Annotated in this window: 19 protein-coding genes and 1 riboswitch; of the genes, 11 read left to right on the top strand and 8 right to left on the bottom strand. The window is 31.3% G+C overall.

The window, feature by feature from the left end:
* Positions 1 to 327: 327 nt before the first annotated feature.
* Positions 328 to 543, bottom strand: coding sequence for a DUF896 domain-containing protein (locus tag LQK79_RS16625; RefSeq protein ID WP_231017242.1), 216 nt, complete (start codon positions 541 to 543; stop codon positions 328 to 330).
* A 203-nt stretch (positions 544 to 746) separates the two neighbouring features.
* Between LQK79_RS16625 and LQK79_RS16620 the strand changes: the two genes are divergently transcribed.
* The 4 genes from LQK79_RS16620 to LQK79_RS16605 all read left to right on the top strand — a co-directional run bounded on the left by LQK79_RS16620 (position 747) and on the right by LQK79_RS16605 (position 5,087).
* Entirely contained in the window at positions 747 to 1,325 is a 579-nt protein-coding gene (locus LQK79_RS16620; RefSeq protein ID WP_053241411.1) for a DJ-1/PfpI family protein, read from the top strand.
* 394 nt (positions 1,326 to 1,719) lie between these two features.
* Positions 1,720 to 2,283, top strand: a complete 564-nt coding sequence (locus tag LQK79_RS16615; protein ID WP_231017241.1) for a GNAT family N-acetyltransferase — start codon at positions 1,720 to 1,722, stop codon at positions 2,281 to 2,283.
* A gap of 117 nt (positions 2,284 to 2,400) precedes the next feature.
* Positions 2,401 to 3,105, top strand: coding sequence for an MATE family efflux transporter (locus LQK79_RS16610; protein WP_331000763.1), 705 nt, complete (start codon positions 2,401 to 2,403; stop codon positions 3,103 to 3,105).
* Between the two features lie 503 nt (positions 3,106 to 3,608).
* Positions 3,609 to 5,087, top strand: coding sequence for an Lsa family ABC-F type ribosomal protection protein (locus tag LQK79_RS16605; protein ID WP_053241412.1), 1,479 nt, complete (start codon positions 3,609 to 3,611; stop codon positions 5,085 to 5,087).
* Positions 5,088 to 5,166: 79 nt separating this feature from the next.
* Here LQK79_RS16605 and srtB read toward each other — a convergent pair whose 3' ends face one another.
* The 4 genes from srtB to LQK79_RS16585 all read right to left on the bottom strand — a co-directional run bounded on the left by srtB (position 5,167) and on the right by LQK79_RS16585 (position 11,028).
* Positions 5,167 to 6,039, bottom strand: coding sequence for a class B sortase (gene srtB / locus LQK79_RS16600; RefSeq protein WP_053241413.1), 873 nt, complete (start codon positions 6,037 to 6,039; stop codon positions 5,167 to 5,169).
* Between the two features lie 15 nt (positions 6,040 to 6,054).
* Positions 6,055 to 7,230, bottom strand: a complete 1,176-nt coding sequence (locus tag LQK79_RS16595; RefSeq protein WP_231017240.1) for a YibE/F family protein — start codon at positions 7,228 to 7,230, stop codon at positions 6,055 to 6,057.
* A gap of 128 nt (positions 7,231 to 7,358) precedes the next feature.
* Positions 7,359 to 8,972 (bottom strand): fibronectin type III domain-containing protein, encoded by a 1,614-nt coding sequence (locus LQK79_RS16590; protein WP_231017239.1) that lies wholly within the window; start codon positions 8,970 to 8,972, stop codon positions 7,359 to 7,361.
* A gap of 139 nt (positions 8,973 to 9,111) precedes the next feature.
* On the bottom strand, positions 9,112 to 11,028 hold the full coding sequence (locus tag LQK79_RS16585; RefSeq protein WP_053241417.1) for a right-handed parallel beta-helix repeat-containing protein: 1,917 nt from the start codon (positions 11,026 to 11,028) through the stop codon (positions 9,112 to 9,114).
* Between the two features lie 119 nt (positions 11,029 to 11,147).
* Here LQK79_RS16585 and LQK79_RS16580 point away from each other — a divergent pair, with 119 nt between their 5' ends.
* Positions 11,148 to 11,900, top strand: a complete 753-nt coding sequence (locus tag LQK79_RS16580) for a helix-turn-helix transcriptional regulator (RefSeq protein ID WP_053241418.1) — start codon at positions 11,148 to 11,150, stop codon at positions 11,898 to 11,900.
* Between the two features lie 149 nt (positions 11,901 to 12,049).
* On the opposite strand, the gene LQK79_RS16575 is transcribed toward LQK79_RS16580, so the two are convergent.
* Positions 12,050 to 13,444 carry an amino acid permease gene (locus LQK79_RS16575; RefSeq protein ID WP_231017238.1) on the bottom strand — a complete coding sequence of 465 codons (1,395 nt, stop codon included), beginning with the start codon at positions 13,442 to 13,444 and terminating at the stop codon, positions 12,050 to 12,052.
* A 668-nt stretch (positions 13,445 to 14,112) separates the two neighbouring features.
* Positions 14,113 to 14,200: riboswitch (glycine riboswitch) on the bottom strand.
* Between the two features lie 431 nt (positions 14,201 to 14,631).
* On the opposite strand from LQK79_RS16575, the gene LQK79_RS16570 reads away from it, so the two are divergent.
* The 3 genes from LQK79_RS16570 to LQK79_RS16560 all read left to right on the top strand — a co-directional run bounded on the left by LQK79_RS16570 (position 14,632) and on the right by LQK79_RS16560 (position 16,292).
* Positions 14,632 to 14,841: a hypothetical protein gene (locus LQK79_RS16570; protein ID WP_053241419.1), complete on the top strand. Its 210-nt coding sequence runs from the start codon at positions 14,632 to 14,634 to the stop codon at positions 14,839 to 14,841.
* Between the two features lie 222 nt (positions 14,842 to 15,063).
* The gene (locus LQK79_RS16565; RefSeq protein WP_053241420.1) at positions 15,064 to 15,648 is read left to right on the top strand and encodes a DNA-3-methyladenine glycosylase I; all 585 of its coding nucleotides are present in this window, start codon (positions 15,064 to 15,066) and stop codon (positions 15,646 to 15,648) included.
* A gap of 320 nt (positions 15,649 to 15,968) precedes the next feature.
* Positions 15,969 to 16,292 (top strand): DUF4164 family protein, encoded by a 324-nt coding sequence (locus tag LQK79_RS16560; RefSeq protein WP_053241421.1) that lies wholly within the window; start codon positions 15,969 to 15,971, stop codon positions 16,290 to 16,292.
* 152 nt (positions 16,293 to 16,444) lie between these two features.
* On the opposite strand, the gene LQK79_RS16555 is transcribed toward LQK79_RS16560, so the two are convergent.
* A complete protein-coding gene (locus tag LQK79_RS16555; RefSeq protein WP_053241422.1) occupies positions 16,445 to 17,080 on the bottom strand; it encodes a TetR/AcrR family transcriptional regulator in 636 nt (211 codons plus the stop codon).
* Between the two features lie 174 nt (positions 17,081 to 17,254).
* Between LQK79_RS16555 and LQK79_RS16550 the strand changes: the two genes are divergently transcribed.
* The 3 genes from LQK79_RS16550 to LQK79_RS16540 all read left to right on the top strand — a co-directional run bounded on the left by LQK79_RS16550 (position 17,255) and on the right by LQK79_RS16540 (position 19,812).
* Complete coding sequence (locus LQK79_RS16550; RefSeq protein WP_231017237.1) at positions 17,255 to 18,925, top strand: DHA2 family efflux MFS transporter permease subunit; 1,671 nt, start codon at positions 17,255 to 17,257, stop codon at positions 18,923 to 18,925.
* Positions 18,926 to 18,973: 48 nt separating this feature from the next.
* Positions 18,974 to 19,090: a class I SAM-dependent methyltransferase gene (locus LQK79_RS16545; RefSeq protein WP_331000762.1), complete on the top strand. Its 117-nt coding sequence runs from the start codon at positions 18,974 to 18,976 to the stop codon at positions 19,088 to 19,090.
* Between the two features lie 146 nt (positions 19,091 to 19,236).
* Positions 19,237 to 19,812: a hypothetical protein gene (locus LQK79_RS16540; RefSeq protein ID WP_231017236.1), complete on the top strand. Its 576-nt coding sequence runs from the start codon at positions 19,237 to 19,239 to the stop codon at positions 19,810 to 19,812.
* A 71-nt stretch (positions 19,813 to 19,883) separates the two neighbouring features.
* On the opposite strand, the gene LQK79_RS16535 is transcribed toward LQK79_RS16540, so the two are convergent.
* On the bottom strand, positions 19,884 to 20,555 hold the full coding sequence (locus LQK79_RS16535; protein WP_231017235.1) for a methyltransferase family protein: 672 nt from the start codon (positions 20,553 to 20,555) through the stop codon (positions 19,884 to 19,886).
* Positions 20,556 to 20,768 lie beyond the last annotated feature (213 nt).

The raw sequence follows: 20,768 nt of genomic DNA, 5'->3' as shown, positions 1-20,768 counted from the left end.
CAATGTGAGGAGCTATCAAGAAAAATTGCATAAAAAGTTCGACTTTTTGTGTCTAAAATATTGACATCGATCCAAGTACATGTAGTAAATTTAATTGGTTACAAAGATTATGCCTAAAATTCCGTAGGTACGGAGGAATTTTTTCCTTGTATTACCGTGAGAGCGAAGTAACAATGCTGAAGGAACAGTTTAAAAAAATCCTAATAAATCTTGGTGAAAAAATTATAAAATACTTAGATATTTCAATCTGTTTGAGCATTTTTTTAGCGAGTTATTGAAATATCTTAGGATTTTACGATTTTTTTACCTTAGATTTATAGGATTTTTTTAATGCAATGAAGCATTGTTACTTCGTAATTTTCTTCTAGTTCCGTCTGGTTCAACAACTACTGTATTATCTAATGTAGCTTTAAGATTTGCTCTAAAGCTTGCAATATATTCTTTCCTTAATTTATCTCTTTCTGCTAATTCCTCCTCTGTAAGGGGACCTTCTTTAGCTTTTTTTGCTAATTCGTTGATACGTTCAAGTTTGCTTTTCTCCATAATATTATTCATCCTCTCTAAGGTTCATTGTACACTAATTTATTATATATGAAGTTCAGATTAAATCAATACTTTAGACATTATGGATTGCAGAAAATAGTGTGATTTAGCAGATGAAATATTATATAATTATTATATTCTTCAATTAATAATTAACAGTAAACTTTTGTAAGATAAAAATAAATTATGCAAGGAGAGTTTCTATGAAAACATTACTTTTTTTAGCAAAAGGCTTTGAAACAATGGAATTTAGCGTTTTTGTGGATGTTATGGGTTGGGCGAGAAATGATTATGGATACGATGTTGACGTTATTACTTGCGGTTTTCAAAAGGAAGTTATGAGTACCTTCAATATTCCTGTGTTAGTTGAAAAAACAATTGATGAAATTGATGTAAATGATTATGACGCATTAGCAATTCCAGGTGGATTTGAAGAATATGGTTTTTATGAAGAAGCCTATGATGAAAAATTCCTAAAGCTTATTCGAGAATTTGATAAACAGGGAAAAATAATTGCAACCATATGTGTAGCTGCACTTCCTGTTGGAAAGAGTGGAGTATTAAATGGAAGGAAAGCTACAACATATCATTTAAAAGATGCGTATCGTCAAAAACAACTTAAAGAATTTGGTGTGAATGTAGTAAATGAACCTATTGTTGTAGACGAAAATATTATTACCTCTTACTGCCCAGAGACTGCACCGGGAGTGGCATTTAAGCTTTTAGAAAAATTGACTTCTACTGAGAAAATGGAAATTGTTAAAAGAGATATGGGATTTTAGATAAGATTATAGAGGAAACGGTTGGAAGATAAAAATTGCAAATGCCAAACTTATACTGGTAAATTTGAATTTGTGAAGTAACAATGCTTCGTCGCGTTAAAAAGATCCTATAAATCTAAGTGAAGTGATGTTGACTTGGGATGGTTTAAATAAAGCTTTATAAATCTTAGATGATAAATCGTAAAAGTCTTAGAGAATTTAATCTGTTTGAGCGTATGCGAGTTATTAAATTCTCTTAGATTTTTAGGATTTATCGTCTTAGATTTATTAGCTTTATTTAATATCCCAAATCAATATCACCTCGCTAAATTCTAATTTATAAGGATAAAGTTAATATTGGCCACTTCACCCATTTAGACTGCATATTTTATAGTATGAAAGCGAGATGATAATTTTGATCAAAAATCTATATGAACAATTTCCGCATATTGCAGCTGAGGAAATAACCTTGAGAAAAATTGTAGATTCTGACCTTGACAGCCTTTTTGAAATATATAGCAATGAAAAACTTTTTAAGTATACCCCTATAGCGCTTAAAAAGAATAAAAGTACTGTTGCCAATATGATAGGACATTTTCAAAGAGATTTTGGTAAAAGAAAATGTATATTTCTTGGAATATGCTTAAATAGTGATCCTAACAATATTATTGGTATAGCAGAAATGTTTGATTACGATAGAAATGTAAACATGATAACTATAGGTTATAGACTTAATGATAGCTTTTGGGGCAAAGGAATTGCTGTAAAAACTGTTAAGGCAATGACAGATTATCTCTTTAATAATATTGGTATTAACCGTATACAAGCCTTTGTTATGCCAGAAAATATTAAATCACAAAGGGTATTAGAAAAGAATGGTTTCAAAAAAGAGGGGATAATCCGTCAGGGGTATGTTTGGAAGGGACAAGGCGTTATTGATTTGATAGAATATTCTTTATTGAAGTCTGACAGCTTATAAAAAAGTTTAAAATATTTACTATTACATATATCAATGTTGTTATTAATCATATTTAAAGTAAATACATAGGTATCCCCTAAGAATAAATTATTTTCATTTTGATAAAAGGAATGTAATATAGAAGGTGTTATAACAAGGATATCACCTTTTTCAATAATTTCTAGTGCAACAGGAGTTATTACATCACAATATTTAGGAGCTAAATTAAAAGAAAAAATAAATGTAATTTATACAGTCTCTGTAGCATTTAACTTAGTTTTAAGCGCAATTATTAGCCTTATAATATTCTTTGGAAGTGAAGCATTATTACATTTTATGAAGATACCTAATATAATGTTTGCTGATGCAAATAGATTTATGAAAATAGTAGGCGGCTTTATATTTATGGATGCCATTTTTAATACTTTTACACAAATTTTCAGAAGCAATGGTAAAACTATTATTGGCATGGTTATTTCCTTGGGTATGAATATATTAGATGATTTTTTGGTGTTATATGGACAATTAAAATATTTAAAATTAGGAGTACCTACTGCCGGTCAAAACATATCTTATAATATTTCTCAAGTTGTAGTAACTATGTTTGTAAATATGTTAGGCGCTGTAGCAATTACCACAAAAATGTATAGTACTTTATTAAGTAATTTTGCCTATATGTATTCAGTATCAGTTGCAATTGCAACTTTCAATTATTTAATTAGTGGATTTTCAGTAAGTGTAGGATACATATTAAAAATAAATTTTCATTTAGGACTAGTTGACATATGGATAGATATGTCACTAGGTGAAATAGTTGGAGGAATAATAGTATTAATTAGATGAAAAAAAGGTGGATGGAGAAACAAATCTGTTGTTTCGTAAAAAATGAAAGAGTACTATTAGTCATTGATTTTTTAAGCGTATAGTGGTACAATGTAAAAAAATGAAATTTGAGGTGAAAAAATGATTAAATTTTCTTGCTAATTTTTAAAGTACATTTTATAGGTAAATAAACGGATTTGTTCTGTTTGTTTTATTGTGCTTATGCAAGAAAGTTATTCTTTTTTTCTCTTAATATATACTTTTATGTTATGCTATAATGATTAGCTTAACTACGTATATCTATGAGCTGTAAGAATAATAAATTCTTTCGGCTCTTATTTTTTTATAAATAATGAGAATTAGGAGGATGAATAATATTATGAATAATAAAGATACTATGCTAACACATGATAATCTCCATATAGAGCCGGATACTGCAGGTGACATTCATATGGAGTAATAACAAAGTCGCCTATTGTTCCGACTTTGTTATTGAACTATTAATTACAGAGGAGGACAAAAATATGTCTTTAATAAATGTTGTAAATTTAACCTTTGCTTATGAAGGTAGTTATGATAATATCTTTGAAAATATAAGTTTTCAAATTGATACCGATTGGAAATTAGGTTTTACCGGAAGAAATGGAAGAGGAAAAACTACTTTTCTAAATCTTTTACTTGGAAAATACAAATATAATGGAAATATTTCGGCTGATGTAACTTTTGAATATTTTCCTTATGAGGTGCAGGAACAAGGCAATTTCACCATAGATGTCATAAGAGAAATTAGCCCAAATTCAATGGATTGGGAGATAATGAAAGAATTATCGCTGCTAGATATGGACTATGATGCTTTATATAGAGAGTTTTATACACTATCTAAAGGAGAACAGACTAAAGCACTGCTGGCTGCTATGTTTTTGAAAGAGAACTCCTTCTTACTTATTGATGAGCCTACAAATCATTTGGATGCTGAAGCTAGAAAAAAACTAAGCAATTACTTGAAAAAAAAGAAAGGATTTATTCTGATTTCACATGATAGATTTTTTTTAGACAATTGTGTTGATCATATTTTGGCCATTAATAAAACTAATATTGAAATACAGAAAGGAAACTTTTCTTCCTGGTGGAGTAACAAGGAATTACAGGATGGTTTTGAATTGGCAGAAAATGAAAAATTGAAAAAGGATATTGTAAGGCTTTCCAGTTCGTCAAAACGCACATCTGCATGGTCAGATAGTGTGGAAAGCAGCAAACATGGAACTACTAGTTCTGGAAGTAAATTAGATAAAGGGTATGTTGGACACAAAGCGGCTAAAATGATGAAGCGTGCTAAAAACATAGAAGCTAGACAACAAAACATGATTGAAGAAAAATCAAAGCTTCTTAAAAATATTGAATCTAATGAAAGATTAAAAATAACACCACTTACTTTTTATGATAATAAACTTGTGGAACTTACAGATGTTTCAATTTATTATGATGATAAAATTGTTTGTGAAGGATTAAATTTTACCATAGAGCAAGGTGAAAGAATTGCTATTCAGGGAAAGAATGGTACTGGAAAATCAAGTATATTAAAATTGATTTGCGGAGAAGATATTCCCCATAGTGGAATTGTGAAGAAAAATAATCAGTTAAGCATTTCGTATGTTTCGCAGGATACATCAGATTTATATGGCAGTTTATCTGAGTATGCATATAAACAACGTATAGATGAAAGTTTATTTAAATCGATTCTTAGAAAGCTTGATTTTTCAAGAGAGCAGTTTGAAAAGAATATGAAGGATTTTAGCGGAGGACAGAAGAAAAAAGTATTGATTGCAAAAAGTTTGTGTGAGCAGGCACATTTGTATATTTGGGATGAACCATTGAATTTTATTGATGTCATTTCTCGTATGCAGATTGAGAAATTATTAATTGAGTACAAACCAACAATTTTGTTTGTTGAGCATGATCGTACATTTTGTGAGAAAGTGGCGACAAAAACGATAAAATTGTAAATATAAGAACGGATGAGGCTAATGTTCATTTTCCTCCATTTCACTATATAGTGAAATGGAGGGAAAATTACTTTACATATTAATCATGCATGGATTCTGTGGAAGAAAGGGCATTTTTATTTCTTGTGGCTGGTTCTACATTTGTACTTTCATTAGGGCGAACTCGGCGAGCCATAACAACGAAACGCGCATCATTGAAACTGTAATAACAGGTTGAGAGTGTCAAAAGAGTATCGCCCGGTACAACATCCACTGATGGAACATTGATTAAAGAACGTGCTCTTACTTCTTTAATAAAATTGTTAAAAGCCCTATTAGAAGGAAAATTTGTAACAAGATAATTGAAGATATAACCATTTTTTGGATCTGCATTAGCAACAAATGCAGCAAATACTTTCCATGAATAATGACCATATATTGTGTTGAAGGTTATAAGGGATGAGGCTTTATAGAAATCAGTTTGCTGATAGTTGACTATAGAAGTAAGCATCTGGCCGTCCTTCATATTGTGCCCATATATTATTAGATTTTGAGATTGTGCATTAACATTATCTCTATAATCAAGAAAAATACAGCCATAGTAATCGTCAGCCTTATTGAAATTATTGTGAAGATAATAGTCATTATTCGTGGATTGTACAACAGGATAGTTGATCACTGTTTGAGGAATTGAAATCCAGCCTTTAATATCAGAATTAGTATCATATAATTTATAAAATTCAGGTAACATTCCCAAAGGATAGTGGTTTGTTTTATTAGAGGAAGAATGGTGCTTATATTTTTGCACAAGCTTTTTATTTAAATTCATATTATGCAATTTGCTAATATAATGTACTGAAATACCAATGATCGAAATAACAAAAAGCATTGAGGCTGCAATGCTAATGTAGATAACTTTATTATTAAGTTTACTTGATTTTGTAATTATAAAGTTCCATAACTTCTTAAACATAATAAAACCATTCCTTTATAGCTTATCCTTGTAAAATAAGGGTAAAAAATTTGCCGAAATGAAGGACACAAGTGGCACTGTAAAAATTACAGCAAAACTTCCTGAAATAGCCTGTACAATCTCAATAGCAATAGTGTTTGAATTAAAAATTTGGTAATAGTTCATATTATAAGCGTAAATAAGAATAAGCATATTGAGTGAAGTACCTGTAAATGCAAGAATAAGAGTATTTGCCATTGTTCCCATCATATCGCGTCCAACATTAATTCCAGATTTGAAAAGCAGCTTTGAATTGAACTTGTGGTTGACCATATAGATTTCCTGTACGGATGATGCAATAGAAATTGCAATGTCCATTACAGCACCTAGTGATGAAATAATAATAGCAGAAAACAGGAGCTCATCAACACGTAAACCAGTATGACTAGAGAGAGCCATAAGTGAGTCATATTCAGGCATATTGTAACCAGACAGTGAGGTTAAACGTTGAAAAATAAGTAGAATAAGTGCAGAAAATACAACCCCTAGTACAGTTCCGAGAATAGCTGAAAGGGTCTTTACTTCCCATCCAGCTGTTAGCAAAAGCGTAACACATGCGGTAAATATCGCCATAAGCAAAGATGCTGTCACTGGAGAAAAACCATTATATATTAGTGGAATAAAAATAAAGATAACACTTGTAATTGTAAAAACTATACCAATAACCGACTTAAAACCATGTCGTCCGCCAATTAAACATAACGCTATAACAAATAGACCAACAAGAACGTAAAGCCAGACTTCACGGTAGGGACCATATAGAAAAATATTGACGGTCTTGTTTTTGGAATTTCCTGCAGTATTTATTGACACGATGATGTTGTTCCCAGGTTTAAGTAGATAATTTGTATCATAGTTCAGTCCATTTGCAATTTTCATTTCCTTGCCTTTGTATTCGCCAGTTAATATACAAATGGTAATCTGCTGCGAACCTAATAGTAGATTCTTATAATGCTTATCAGGCTCAATATTTTGTGCATCAACAGATATAACACGTGCTTTCTCATAGGAAATGTGATCACCGTTTCCTAGACCATACATGTTATAATAAGAGTTATGCTTGCTAAAAGCATAGGCACATATAACGTATACGAACAGTGCAAATAGCAAAACTATTGTTCTAATTATACTGTTTATTTTATTTTTATCCATAAAATACTCCTACAAATTTATTTTTTATAAGGCCATGTTTTATAAAGTAAAAACAAGATAACTTTATATGCTTTAAAGCACATGAAGCTACTTGTTTTATGTGTCTATAAATAAACCGAAGTTAAGTTTTAATTTAATCTTTTCTTTCTGTAAATAATTGTACCTATGGCTGCAAGAACAATAATTCCTGAAAATCCAGCTAAAGAAATCAAAGCAAAATTACTTGAACTATTATCACCAGTCTTTGGATTCTGTACTTGATTTGTAGTGCTATTTGTAGTGGTATTTCCTGCTGCAGGTGTAGTTGTTTGTCCTGAAGAAGTAGAGGCTTTAGTAATTGTGTAATTATCAATTGATGCTCCTGTGTCAGTACGTACAGTATTTATAGTAAATTTGGAATCGTCCATTGTAACATATGAATAAGTAGGTACGTATTGTTGCCAGAATACGCTGCTGAAAGTATGATCTGATGTGCTCTTAAAATCATAGTATTTACTTCCACTACCAGAATCAAGAGTAAAGTATACTGTACCTTTTGGATTTGTTACAGCATTTGTTTTTGTAGTATTAACAGGAACGCCACCATACATCTGGAAGGTTCTAGTATATTCATGATCATGTCCCTGAAGAACAATGTCAATGCCATATTTGTCCATTAGTTTAGGCCAAGTCTTACGTACTGTCATAATTGGGTCATCAGCAGATGAACTATCAGAGTGATTTGCTTCACTATAAGCAGATTGATGCCATGCTGCAACTTTCCATTTTACATTAGGGTTAGCTGCAATTGCCTGCTGCATAAATTGATCATGAGCTGCTGTATCAAGAGCGTCATTAGCATTTAGTACCATAAAGAGCACATTGCCATAAGTGAACCAGTAATCACCGTCATTATTGTCAACGCTGCTGTTTGATGTTTGCCCTAATGAGGAAAGATTCGGATGATTATAGTGAAAATTGTAGTAAGTTCCCATTTGATGATCGTGATTGCCTTCAAATGCAACAAGCGGATAGTTCTGAAAAAAGTTTTGAGTTGAATCAGGATTGAAAAACGCTTTATATTCATCTTGCTGTTTTGAGAGATCGTCATAATTATTTACTTGATCACCAAGTGAAAATAGAAAATTAATAGAAGGGTGATTTGAAGTAACTTCTTTAAGTGTATTACTCCAACCGGTTTTATCATCTGCTAAGCTAGCATGAGGAAGTGATGAGTGCTTATTGCTGTCAAACGCACCAATTTGAGGATCTCCAAAAACTGCAAAACTAAAGCCGCTATTTGGATTACCAGTAGTGAAAGAGTAATTGGCACTCCAAGTTGTTCCATCTCCAACACGATAAATGTATTTTGTTGAAGGAGCTAAACCAGTAGCAGTAGCTCTATTGGCATATTCATTTTTACCAGTTACACTGTCTACTGCTGGCTGATTTGGGTTTCCAGGCTTATCCTCAACACTTGCGGTAGCTGTTACGGGAGTACTTGTTCCAGCGATTATAGAATTTGAAGGAAATTGACCATTTTGTACATCGTTTGCTTTTGCAATTTGCAATTTAGATCCATTGTTATAGACGCTAAACCAATTGAAACGCATTTGAGATGCATTAGTTCCAATTTGAAAATTAATATTATAAGGTGTGTTAGCTATGTCAGCGGCTTTCACAAGGTTTTTTGGACATGCCAACAGTAGAGCAGGTATAATTCCAAGTAAGACTAGGCTTTTTCGTTTATTAGTTCTTTTCATTAATGTTCCCCCTCAATTCTTAAAATTGTAAGTTTGTTACAAAGAATATAGTATAGGAAATACATTAAAAGAAAATTATGCAAATGTTAAATATAGGTTAAGAAGCCAAACCTTGTTTAAAGCGTACTCAATAAGTGAATCACCAAACTTTAATATAATTTTTACCTTTTTTCAAAAGTGAAATTGGTCCTAATGAATTTTTGAAAGCTTTCTGCACGTCTAGAAAATCATTATCTAGGATTACAGCACTACCATCTGGATTTTCAAATTCAGCATCAACGATACGTACCCGAGTTAATGTTGCTGTGGATTGAACTTCGCCGAGAATATTCTCGAAGCTTTCTGGAAATTCACAGAAAAGATATACTTCTTCTCCTTTATCAATAATACGGAAGTTTGGGTTAAAACTTTTATCAACAAGATTATAATTTTCTCTTTCAAATGACTCTGCTCCATTGAAATATGCGTTGTTATTAATGTAAACAGGTTGTTCTACTAATACAAATTCTTCAAGATCTCCAGGCTTTTTATTGACTTTTTCCATGTATTCTTTTAATGACGTTGTATAATTTTTATAATGAGATGTTCCAATACCCTCTAGACCATCTTTTCCAATGAAGATATTATTGTAGAAACGATCATCTCCACCGTAAACAAATGAAAAACCTGCGATTTTAGTACTATGTGGAAGGTGATATTGTGTGGAACGATCTAACCCTTTCCATTGAGCCATCTTACCGCAGATTAGATTGTTGATATATGCTCCGCCTTGTGATGCATTATCTATGCTGTGTTCAGAAGCCAAGATATTATGATCTACAATATATGGTCCGTGGCTTATTTCCACAAATAAATCACGATTATTGTTATAGAATAGGTTCTTGCTGATCCTTGTTCCTTGTGTCTGCCAATCTGACCACAAGCCTAAAGAGCAGTCATGAATGCGGTTATGATGAATCTGGACATCTATGGCTGCATGAAGCTTGATTCCTGCAATTTCATAACCGTAGAATTCACGTTTTAGAGCAATATTGTAAATATGGTTGTGATGGATTTCACTAAAGATACATCCTAAGTGACCTACAATCCCATTTTGACCGCAATCATAGATGGTATTGTTACGTATAATATGGGAACCAATTTTTTCCTTGCTCCAACCATTTCGTTCAGCAGAAAAGACAGCTTCTAACTGGTATTGATATCCAGGCTTATCTTTACGAATAGAACGGTAGTTATTCCCTGTGGAGGCCTCTTTACCAATGCTGATAGCACTGCATTTTGCATCATGAATGACATTGTTTTCAATAATCCAACCTTTACTCCAATTTGCACCAATTAGTCCCGGCTGATCTGCTGTCGGAGGCGCCCATGGTGTTGCTGCATGTGCCATTTCAAAGCCTCTTACAGTTATATAATCAATACCTGTTTCTTTAGGATAGAAACAAGATCTACGCACATTTATTTCAACAAATTCTTTGTTTGGATCAGCACCCTGGAAATTTGCATAAATAGTTGTATTATCAGCATCCTTTTCTGTAAACCAAACATATTTCGTTTGTTCTCGATTGTGGACAGGGACAATTTTTTGTGTCCAGTTATCCAATATTTCTGTTCTGATACTTGGATTAAGCAGTTGTTCATAACGACTGACCTCATAAAAAGACATGCCATTTAGATAGACATCCCCTAAATGCTTGGTTTCTTCAGTTTTGACGAGCCAATCTCCAAACACTTCTTTTACATATGGATTATAGTCACCGAAAAATGTATTCGGAAGTACTACTTTCCATACATTTCCCTCAATATGCTGCCAATCTTGAATGTGCTCTGAGCCTTTGATAACTACTTTTTCACCTTCTGCGGACTCATAAATAATCCTTCTTTTATTGCTTAATCCTTTGTATCTTGGGTTTACCCATTCACGATATATCCCTTCATGGACGGTAACTGTGTCTCCAGCAATAGCAACAGAAGCCGCTTTATTTATTGTTAGAAATGGATCTTGCGTAGTTCCTTGACCTTGATCAGAACCGGTTTTTGCTACATGATATTCCATAATTTTAAATCCTCCTTGAATTCGTTTTCTTTTATTATAAGAAATAGGAGTTGTTAGTTCTATTCAAAATGTAGTATACTTTAAGACAATATTTGTGTTTTTTATTAGGAGAAAAAATTATGGTGTTTTTTGAAAAGCATGGAGTTTGTGAAAAAGAATTGTTTAGGTCTTTTCCATTAAGGAATTATCATTTTCCACTTCATTTTCACCGGGCATATGAGCTAATCTTTGTCAATGATGGGCAGTTATCTGTATCTATTGATCAAAAAGAATATCTGATTAAGAAAAATGATTTGGTATTTATTTTTAATAATCAGCTGCATGAATTTAAGACTATTGATTATTCCGAGATTACGATTATCCTTTTCTCACCAGAGCTAATCGGTGATTTTTTCATGAAGTTCAAAGGTGTTATTCCAGATGACAATGTACTGCATTTTGATGGAAAGTTTGATCTGGAAAAAATGAATTGTATATATAGCAAGAAAAGCTTTCTATATGCTGCCTGCGCTGATTTGATAAATCAGACGTTATTTGTTCCCATTGAGCAATCATCTCAAACAAAGGTGCTCTATAAAATTCTGCTTTATATAGAAAAACATTACTTTGCCGATTGCACATTAAAAACCGTTGCAAAACATCTGCAGTACGATTATCCTTATTTATCAAAACTGTTTGTTAAGTTGATGAACATGAGTTTCACTGATTATTTAAATCATTATAGAATTTCACAAGCATGTTATTTACTAAAAAATACCAATCAGTCAATTGATGAAGTTGCAGCCAATTGTGGTTATAACAACTTAAGGACCTTCCATCGCAATTTTAGGAAAATAACCAATCATTCGCCTAAAGAATATCGATCATTATGACTAGACGAAAGTTTGCTAGTATGTTATTGATAGGGGCTGCTCAACTGAAAAAATTGCGAGGCAATCTTAATAGTGAAGTTAAAACCCTTCACTCTAATTAATTCGCAATTTTTTATATTTAGTACAACAGCCCCTTTTTTAGTGTTATTCTATGCTAAATCCGTTTTAACATCTTCTTCATTTTTTGCTTTTGATTTAAGTATCTTGTAGATTCCCCAGAGCATTATAAACCATACAGGTGTTATAAATAGAGCTACACGAGTTTCATTATTAAGTGCCAATGTAACTATAACAAAAGCAAAAAATGCTAGAATTATATAGTTGGCGATTGGGTAAAATGGCATCTTGAATTTGCTTTTAGCAGCAAGCTCAGGGTTAGCTTTGTGATATCTTATATGGCAGATAACTATAATTGCCCAAATGAAGATAAAGCAGAATGTTGATACGCTTGTAATCAGTACAAATACTCCTTCTGGCATAATATAGTTCAAAACAACTGCAATTAAAAGAACAGCTGCAGAAAATATTGTGGCATTAGCAGGTATTTTATGAGAAGTTAAACTTTTCATTGATCTAGGTGCATTATTTTCTTTAGCAAGAGAGTAAACCATACGGCTCGTGCTAAAAATACCGCTGTTACAAGCGGATGCAGCTGATGTTAGTACAACGAAATTTACAATACTTGCTGCTGCTGTAATTCCAACTGCAGCAAATACCTGCACAAATGGGCTTTTATCTGGATTGATTGAATTCCATGGGTATATGCTCATAATAACAGCAAGTGCTCCGATATAGAAAATAATAATTCTAATTGGAATATTGTCAATAGCCCTTGGGATAACATGTTCTGGATTTTCAGTTTCACCAGCTGTAAGTCCTACTAACTCAATTCCAGTAAAAGCAAATACAACCATTTGAAAGGAAAGTATAAAACCGCTCACTCCATTTGGAAATAAACCTCCATGCTTCCAAAGGTTTGCAAAGCTAGATACACCAGCATTTGTAGAAAATCCTTTAATAATCATGAATGTACCAAGTATAATTAGTGCTAAAATTGCAACAACCTTAATTAAGGCAAACCAGAATTCCATTTCACCAAATAGCTTTACTGCGGTAAGATTCATAATTAGCAAAATCACGAGAACTACAAGGCTTGGAATCCATCTAGGTATATTTGGGAACCAGTATTGTACATAAAGTCCAGCGGCAGTTACATCAGCCATAGCAAGTGAAATCCAGCAGAACCAGTAGGTCCATCCAGTGATAAATGCTGCTCCGTTTCCAAGATAATCCTGCACAAAGTCCACAAAGGAATGGTAGTTTAAATTAGAAAGCAGTAATTCCCCAAGGGCACGCATAACCAAAAAACAAATTCCACCTGTTATCATATAGGCAAATAAAATAGATGGACCAGCCAAGTGAATGGATCTGCCTGAACCAAGGAATAACCCGGTACCAATTGCACCTCCAATGGCAAGTAATTGAACGTGACGATTTTTTAGTCCTCTTGATAAATTTTCATTTTGTGATTTTAGTTGATCCATTTTATTCCTCCATTTTAGTCAAAAGGCACTTGATATAGATGAAAAACTTGAAAGGTTAAAATTTAGAAAAAATTTTTTGGTAACATTTAATTTTGGTAAATTATAGAGTAGAGAGAAAAGAGTAAAGTGATGGATGATTTTCTGCTTTTGCAGAAAATCTAAAACTTGCTGCTGATGCCATTTCAACATAATACCTTATTATGTTCGTTCAGCCAACTGAACATCATTTGTTTTTATATAATTTTAGATTTATCTGACGAAAGGAAGATAATCATCCTTCACTCTACTCTTTGCTCTTAATATTTATAAATTATTTGTAAAACTTACCAAATAGATTTTAAAACTTTAAGGTTTTCTATCTATATAGATAAACCATTTCAACTATTAAAATTCATGTTCACCATAATGTCCAGAAGACAGCATTTTGGTGCAAATAAATTTCAAGTTTCAAGGTGGTTTATCTTTAAAAGCCTTTTACTATAAGTATTTTGTGATTGGAGATACAAATGGGAATAGATAAGATCTAAATGAAGTAACCTATAGGTCATGTGAAAAATATAGATATTCTTTTTTACGAGCCACTCATGAGGTTTTATGTGCGGTACAGTAAAGCATGTAGAGTATCATTTTCACATTCTCTTAGCAATATATTACTTTTGTAAGATATGTTATCTGTCCCTGTCCTTTTACCTGAGAGTTTCACCTTTGCGGCTTGCTCCTTCGGTGCTCTTTAAGAGTCTCTCCAAGGGTTCATCCAATAGCGGTCATCTCTATTTAAATAAATTTATTTAAATACATACCTGAAAGATTTACTTCTTCGGTGAATGGCAATAGCCATAACTCTCCCGCTGTCTTCATCTGAACTATTAAAATTCAATATGTATATACTAATACATATTGAATAGGGGTGCAATAATGCTTTTATTATTTAAATTTCAACAAAATACTCTTCTAATTAAAAAAAACTTATAATAATGGTGATTAAATCATGATATTTGTTATATTATAAGCAAATTTTTAAAATATTATTAATTATTTTATGATTAGGTTTTACCAGTGTCAGTTAAAGCTTTAAATGAAATAGAAGAATTTATAAATGATATATCTTCATATATCCAATTACTTTTACAAAAAGGAATGCTACAGCAGAAGAAAATTCCATATTATAAAAGTAGGGGGGGAAAATTATGGAGAGATTTTTTGGTGTTCTTCTTAACTTATTTTTTTTAGCTATAGAAATTAGCTGCGTTATAGGCTCTATAGGACTTATAATAATAATCTGTAATAGAATGGAGGATAATTTGAATATAATTGGAATTCCATTCGCTGTTATAATGGCTGTAATAGGTTTTTGGTTAACTATAACTGATATTGTAAGTATCGTTAAAGATGAATAAGAGTATACAAATATATTGGACAAAGATATTCAAATAAAAGTGTAGATTTTTAGACGTATAAACTGTTGCACAAAGGAGTTAATATAGTATTTAAATGAGCTTCTGGTAAAGAGAGATATAATAATCCTTTATGTTAATATGAAGATTTAATGTAATAGGACATTTAGTTATCTAAATAGAAATGTTATAATAATTCTACTTAGAAATGATTGGAGTGATTATATGGATAATTGTGCATGGCCTGGAAAAAATCAAACAATGCAAGAATATCATGATAAAGAATGGTGTGTATCAAGTTATGATGATAGATATATATTTGAGATGCTTTCGTTGGAGGGAGCTCAGGCGGGGCTATCCTGGAATACTGTGCTTTCTAAAAGGGAGGAGTATAAAAAAGCTTTTAATAATTTCGATATTGTGTATTGTTCAAAGCTTAGTGACGAGGAACTTGAAGAAATAAGACAGAAATATGCTGTAATTAAAAACAAGTTAAAGCTTAAATCAGTAAGAAACAATGCATTAGAAATATTAAAAATACAAGATGAGTTTGGAAGCTTTTCTAATTATTTATGGAAGTATGTAGACTTTAAACCTATTATAAATAATTGGAAAAGTGAAGCTGAAGTTCCAGCAGAAACTGAACTGTCACAGAAAATTAGTAAGGATTTGAAGAAGAGAAACTTTAAATTTGTTGGGCCTCTCATAATTTACTCATTTATGCAGGCGATAGGGATGATTGATGACCATATAATATCATGTCAGTATCATTCTTTTAATATAGATGAACACCTTGAAAGTTTGAAATAACTAATACTAAATTTATCTTGATAAACTGGAATTTCATTCAGAGTACAAAGTACAATTGACACTATTAAGTTTTAAGATTAACCTAAGCGAAGCAAAAGGTAAATCATCCTTAACTGTCGATTGTTCTCTGTCCATTGTCAACTGATTAAATCATACAAAATATTACTTGTAAAATTATAACATCAGCTATTTTAAATTTTCAGGTTGTCTATCTATAATTGATGTGAACTATAGTTAAAAGTTGGAATAATAAAATATGAATTATAATATTGTAATAATATCAGAAGTAAGATAAAATTATATAAAGCGAGGTGATATTCATGGAAAATGAAATGCTTGAAATATTAAAGAGATTAGAAAGCCGATTCGATAGTGTGGAAAGTAGACTTGACAAAATGGATAACAGGTTTAACATGATCGATGATAGATTTGATAATATGGAAAACAAAATTAGCAATTTAGAAGAAGGACAAAAGAGGATTGAGAAAAAACTTGATGGAGTTCATGAGCAAACTGCTGATTTGACAGAATTTAAAACAGAAACTAAGCAAGGTATTGAAGAAATAAAAAAAGATATTCATACATTGAAAAATGTTACAAGAACAAATTGCTATGATATTGCAGACTTAAAGGCAGTTAATTAATATAATATTATAATTTACATATAGCTTATTATGGCACTTTCTTTAATTTGAGGGTGTATTTTATTATGTATTTAAACATTAAAAAGTGAATAATTTAATTGTAAATAAAATTATTTTATTAAAGGGTGCTGCACTTCATGCAGTACCCTTACTTAAATATCTGCCGTATTTTTTAACAAAGTGCACAGCATTTCTACCGCCTGTTCAATATATAAATCCGTATTTTTAATAGAATTATCATAGAGAACTTGATGACAAACATCATCTATTAGAACATTACAGTAGTGAAGAAATATATCAAAAGCATCTTTATTCTTAAAAGGGATGGAGAGCAGATTGAGTATGTTTCTTGTACGTTCTATACGTGCCTTGGAATCTTTTTTATCTAATAAGGCAATATCCTTATCTAGAAGTTTTAGAGCTGTCATGTCATCATGAAAAAGCTTTGAAAAGTTGTGATGATTCATCATGTCTTTAATAAAAATTTTAAAAATCTTTTTTACATTTTTTATGTCTTTAAAGTCTAATTTCTTGTTTTCTTCCCAAAAACTTTCAGTAGGTTCAAATATATTTTTGCTTATTCTATTTGAAATTTCAATATAAATATCCTTTTTATCGTTAAAATATGTATATACAGATCCTGTGGCAATATTGGCTTCTTTAGCAATATCTGTAGTAGTGGTATTAAAATAACCTTTTTCATTAAAAAGCTTGAAAGCGGCTTCAATAATTTTTTCATATTTTTCAATAGATCTTTTTTGTGTTGGCTTTTTTATTTTTTTCTCCATTATAGTGTACTCCTTTCATAAAATAGAAGCTTTTTTTATTGTATAGCTTAAATAAATTTAAATCAAGACATATTGACTTAAGTAAATTATGATGATAATATATGAAATGAAATTGAATTCAACTTCAACTTTTGAAGCAATTATATCATATATAAGAGAGGAATTGATTTAATTATGAAAAAATCACAAAAAATTTTGGCCTTCATATCGATAGCTATAGCATGTTTTTTAACGGTATTAGATAGTACTATAGTAAATGTTTCCCTTCCAAGCATGGCGACTTACTTTAATACCAATACAACAGGAATATCCTGGGTGAGTACTGCATACTTAATTGCTTTTTCTTCACTGCTTATTAATTTTTCAAAAATAGCAGATATATATGGAAGAAAAAAATTATTTTTAATTGGTCTTGTTTTATTTGGAGCAGCATCAATATTATGTGGACTTGCAAATTCTTTGAATATGCTCATAATTTTTAGAGTCCTTCAAGGAGTAGGTGCTGCTATATTAACACCGCTTTCCATACCACTAGGAATTGAACTATTTGGAAAAAAGGCAATGGGCAAATTAGCAGTTATTGTAGGAATGACAATATCTGTTTCTGCAGCTTCTGGTCCTGTTATTGGTGGTGTTTTAAATGAATATTTTAATTACAGAGCTATATTTTATGTAAATACACCTTTTGTTATCCTTGCATTTATACTTGGAGCACTATACGTTAAAGAATGTTATGATGAAACCATAGAAAAGAAAATAGATTTTATAGGCTGCATTCTTTTAGCAGTTGGCTTAGGTGCTTTGACTTTTTCACTTGTAAAAGGAAATGATTATGGATGGAACAGCACTAGGATAATTCTTATGTTTACAGTTTCAGCAGCAGCTATAATTGCTTTTGTAATATATGAAATGAAAATAAAAAATCCAATGATTGAATTTAGTTTATTTAAAGTTAAGAGTTTTACAGCTTCAATAATTTTAATAGCAGTATTTTTCTTTGCCTACATGCCTGTATCATATTTGCTCAACTTTTATTTTGAAAATACCCTTGGCTATTCAGTTTTAAAAGCAGGTTTAATGATGGGAATTCCAAGTGTGGCAGCACTTATATCAGCACCACTTTTGCCGCTTATAGCTAAAAATATTTCAGATAGAGTTGTATCTTTTGTATCTATAGTTATAGTAGCTGTGGGAAATCTTATGTTTGCCTTTATGAACAACGAAAATCACATGACAATAATTATTACAGCCTTTATACTGCTTGGTATTGGTGTTAGAATTACAACATCACTTTATCAAACTGCTTATGAAGAAATATCAAAGGATAAAAATGCTATGGCATCGGGAATACAAAACAGTTTAAGACAGTTATGTGCATGTATTGCAATAGCTTTGGTATCAACACTCAGCAGTAATTTTATGACCACTGCAGTTCAAAACACAAAGGATAAAATATTAGCGGAGATAAATAGGAGCACAGTTCTTGAAGCACAGGTGAAAACTTCCTTTAATGATAAAATAAAAGTTTCTAATAGCAAAAGTACCAGTGGGATTTCAAAGTCAGCTGTACACACTATATTTATCAGTAGGGAAGCAGGAGTATTAAAAACCGTGCCTGATAAAATGAAAAATACTGTAATTGAAAATTTTAAGATTCAGGAAAAAGAAGTAGATAAAATAATTGATGATGCTTCAAAAGTAAAGGAGGAGGAAAGCTATAAAGTTTATAATAAATGCTTTTTGATAACAGGAATTATATCAATATTTGGTTTGATCGCTGTGCCTTTTAATAAAAAGAAGGAAAATGCTGAAGCTGTTAATAGAGTAGAAACTGTAAATGTGTAAAAATATCCGCTTTCACTTTTTTTACAAAATGGATACAAGACTTATGGTATTGAAATAAGCGATAAGCAAATAGAAAGGGCTGAAGCTTTTTCAAAGGAACATAAGGTTAATCTTAATATTGATAAGGGAGATATGAGAAAGCTTCCTTTTGAAAATATTGTTTAAAGAAAATAGAATTTTAGAGAGAATATATGAAGGACAAAAAATAAAACAGGGGTACATTGATTATATAATTAAAAAATAGTACATTTTTAGAAATGCAGCATATACTAGTTACCATGAGTTTTTATCTATAGGTAAAGGAGTTTTATATGTGTAATAGACAATTTTTCTGTTGTCCATACTACCTTGAGCAAGTTCAATGTCATTCTTTTATTGATTCAAAGTGTAGAAATAAAACACAAAAGTTTGCGGGTTTTAGTGGCACTGTCATGCAGATTGAAGATTTCTATCCAAGTGAAAGTGTAGATGCAGGTTGCTACAAGTTAATGTCACTTGAAGGCAAGGATAAGGAACCTGTAAACTTTGTGATATCACCTGAAACTTATTTTGTTAATCATGAGGTGGTAAAGGTGGGAGATAAAGTAACTGGATTTTATGATGCAAATGCACCTGCCATTCTTATTTATCCTCCACAGTATCCTGCAATTGTTATTGCAAAAAACAAGGAATATCAAAATGTTGTTGTTGATTATTTTAACAAAGAGCTTATAAGCAGCGATGGAAATTTAAAACTAAATATTGCCCCATCTACGGAGATAATTCTGACAAACGATCAGCCTTTTACGAGGTATCCTGGAAATAGAAATCTAATTGTTATCTATGGACCTACAACCAAGAGTATACCTGCTCAAACTACTCCATATAAAATAATTGTTCTTTGCTAAGGCATCTGAAAGAAAATAATAAGCCCATTTTGCGAGATGATTTTGTGTAATATTCAAAGTTATTGATTTACTTACCAAATTAAAGGGATAAGTTTATATGGTGTTTTTAAGCAATAATTTTTATAGCCCTCAAGTTCCTTTAAAAGAGTTTTTTCTTCCCCTTTTATTCTAAATACAATTATAGGTATTATGAAAAGCATAGGTATTAGTGAAAAATAAGACCCCAGTGCAAGAGGCATAAATATAGACATTATTACCATTCCAGAGTACATTGGATGGCGAACTATTGAGTAAGGGAAGGTTGTAATAATCTTTTGCTTATTTTCTACCTGGATAACTGTTGAAGCATAAGTATTTTTCTTAAAAACAAAGAAAATAAAGATGTATGCTGCAAAAAATATAAGATTTGATAGAATTATAAGCCACACCAGTTCCTTAGACCAAGCAAAACGAAAATCTATACCGGGAAGGATAAAACCTATATAGTATAGTTTAAAAAATACAGGGGTTTTTGCTGTCTTTTTTTCCTTAGTTTTTGATCGTCTAGATAAGAATTCAGGATTTTTTTTGGTGAAATAAACTACAATAAAAAAAGTTATTAAAGAAAAGCCTATCCATAAAATCCAGGCCTGCCAAAATTTAATTGTGCCTGCTGGAAGAAATAGAATAACCCACATAATAATCATAAGAATTATTGGAAATGCATAAACCTTGATATTTGATTTATTAACATCATTTTTCATTATTATTTCCTCCTTTGTAGTTAATATATTTTTGTATAAGCTTTCTATGTTTCCTTTCAGTGATGTGCAAGTGCAGAGTGACAACGTAAACTTGACATAAACAAATTCTCTTAATATATTGAAGCTAATGTAAAATAATAGTAATATTAATAATATGATAAAATTTACAGTATATACAATGAAATTTAAGTTAGGATATATGAGGAATGAGGA

The organism is Clostridium guangxiense, from assembly GCF_021043395.1.
In the GTDB taxonomy this organism is placed as follows: domain Bacteria; phylum Bacillota; class Clostridia; order Clostridiales; family Clostridiaceae; genus Clostridium_S; species Clostridium_S guangxiense.
Note: the sequence above shows the minus strand (reverse complement) of the source record. Positions and strands in the feature narration are given on the sequence as shown.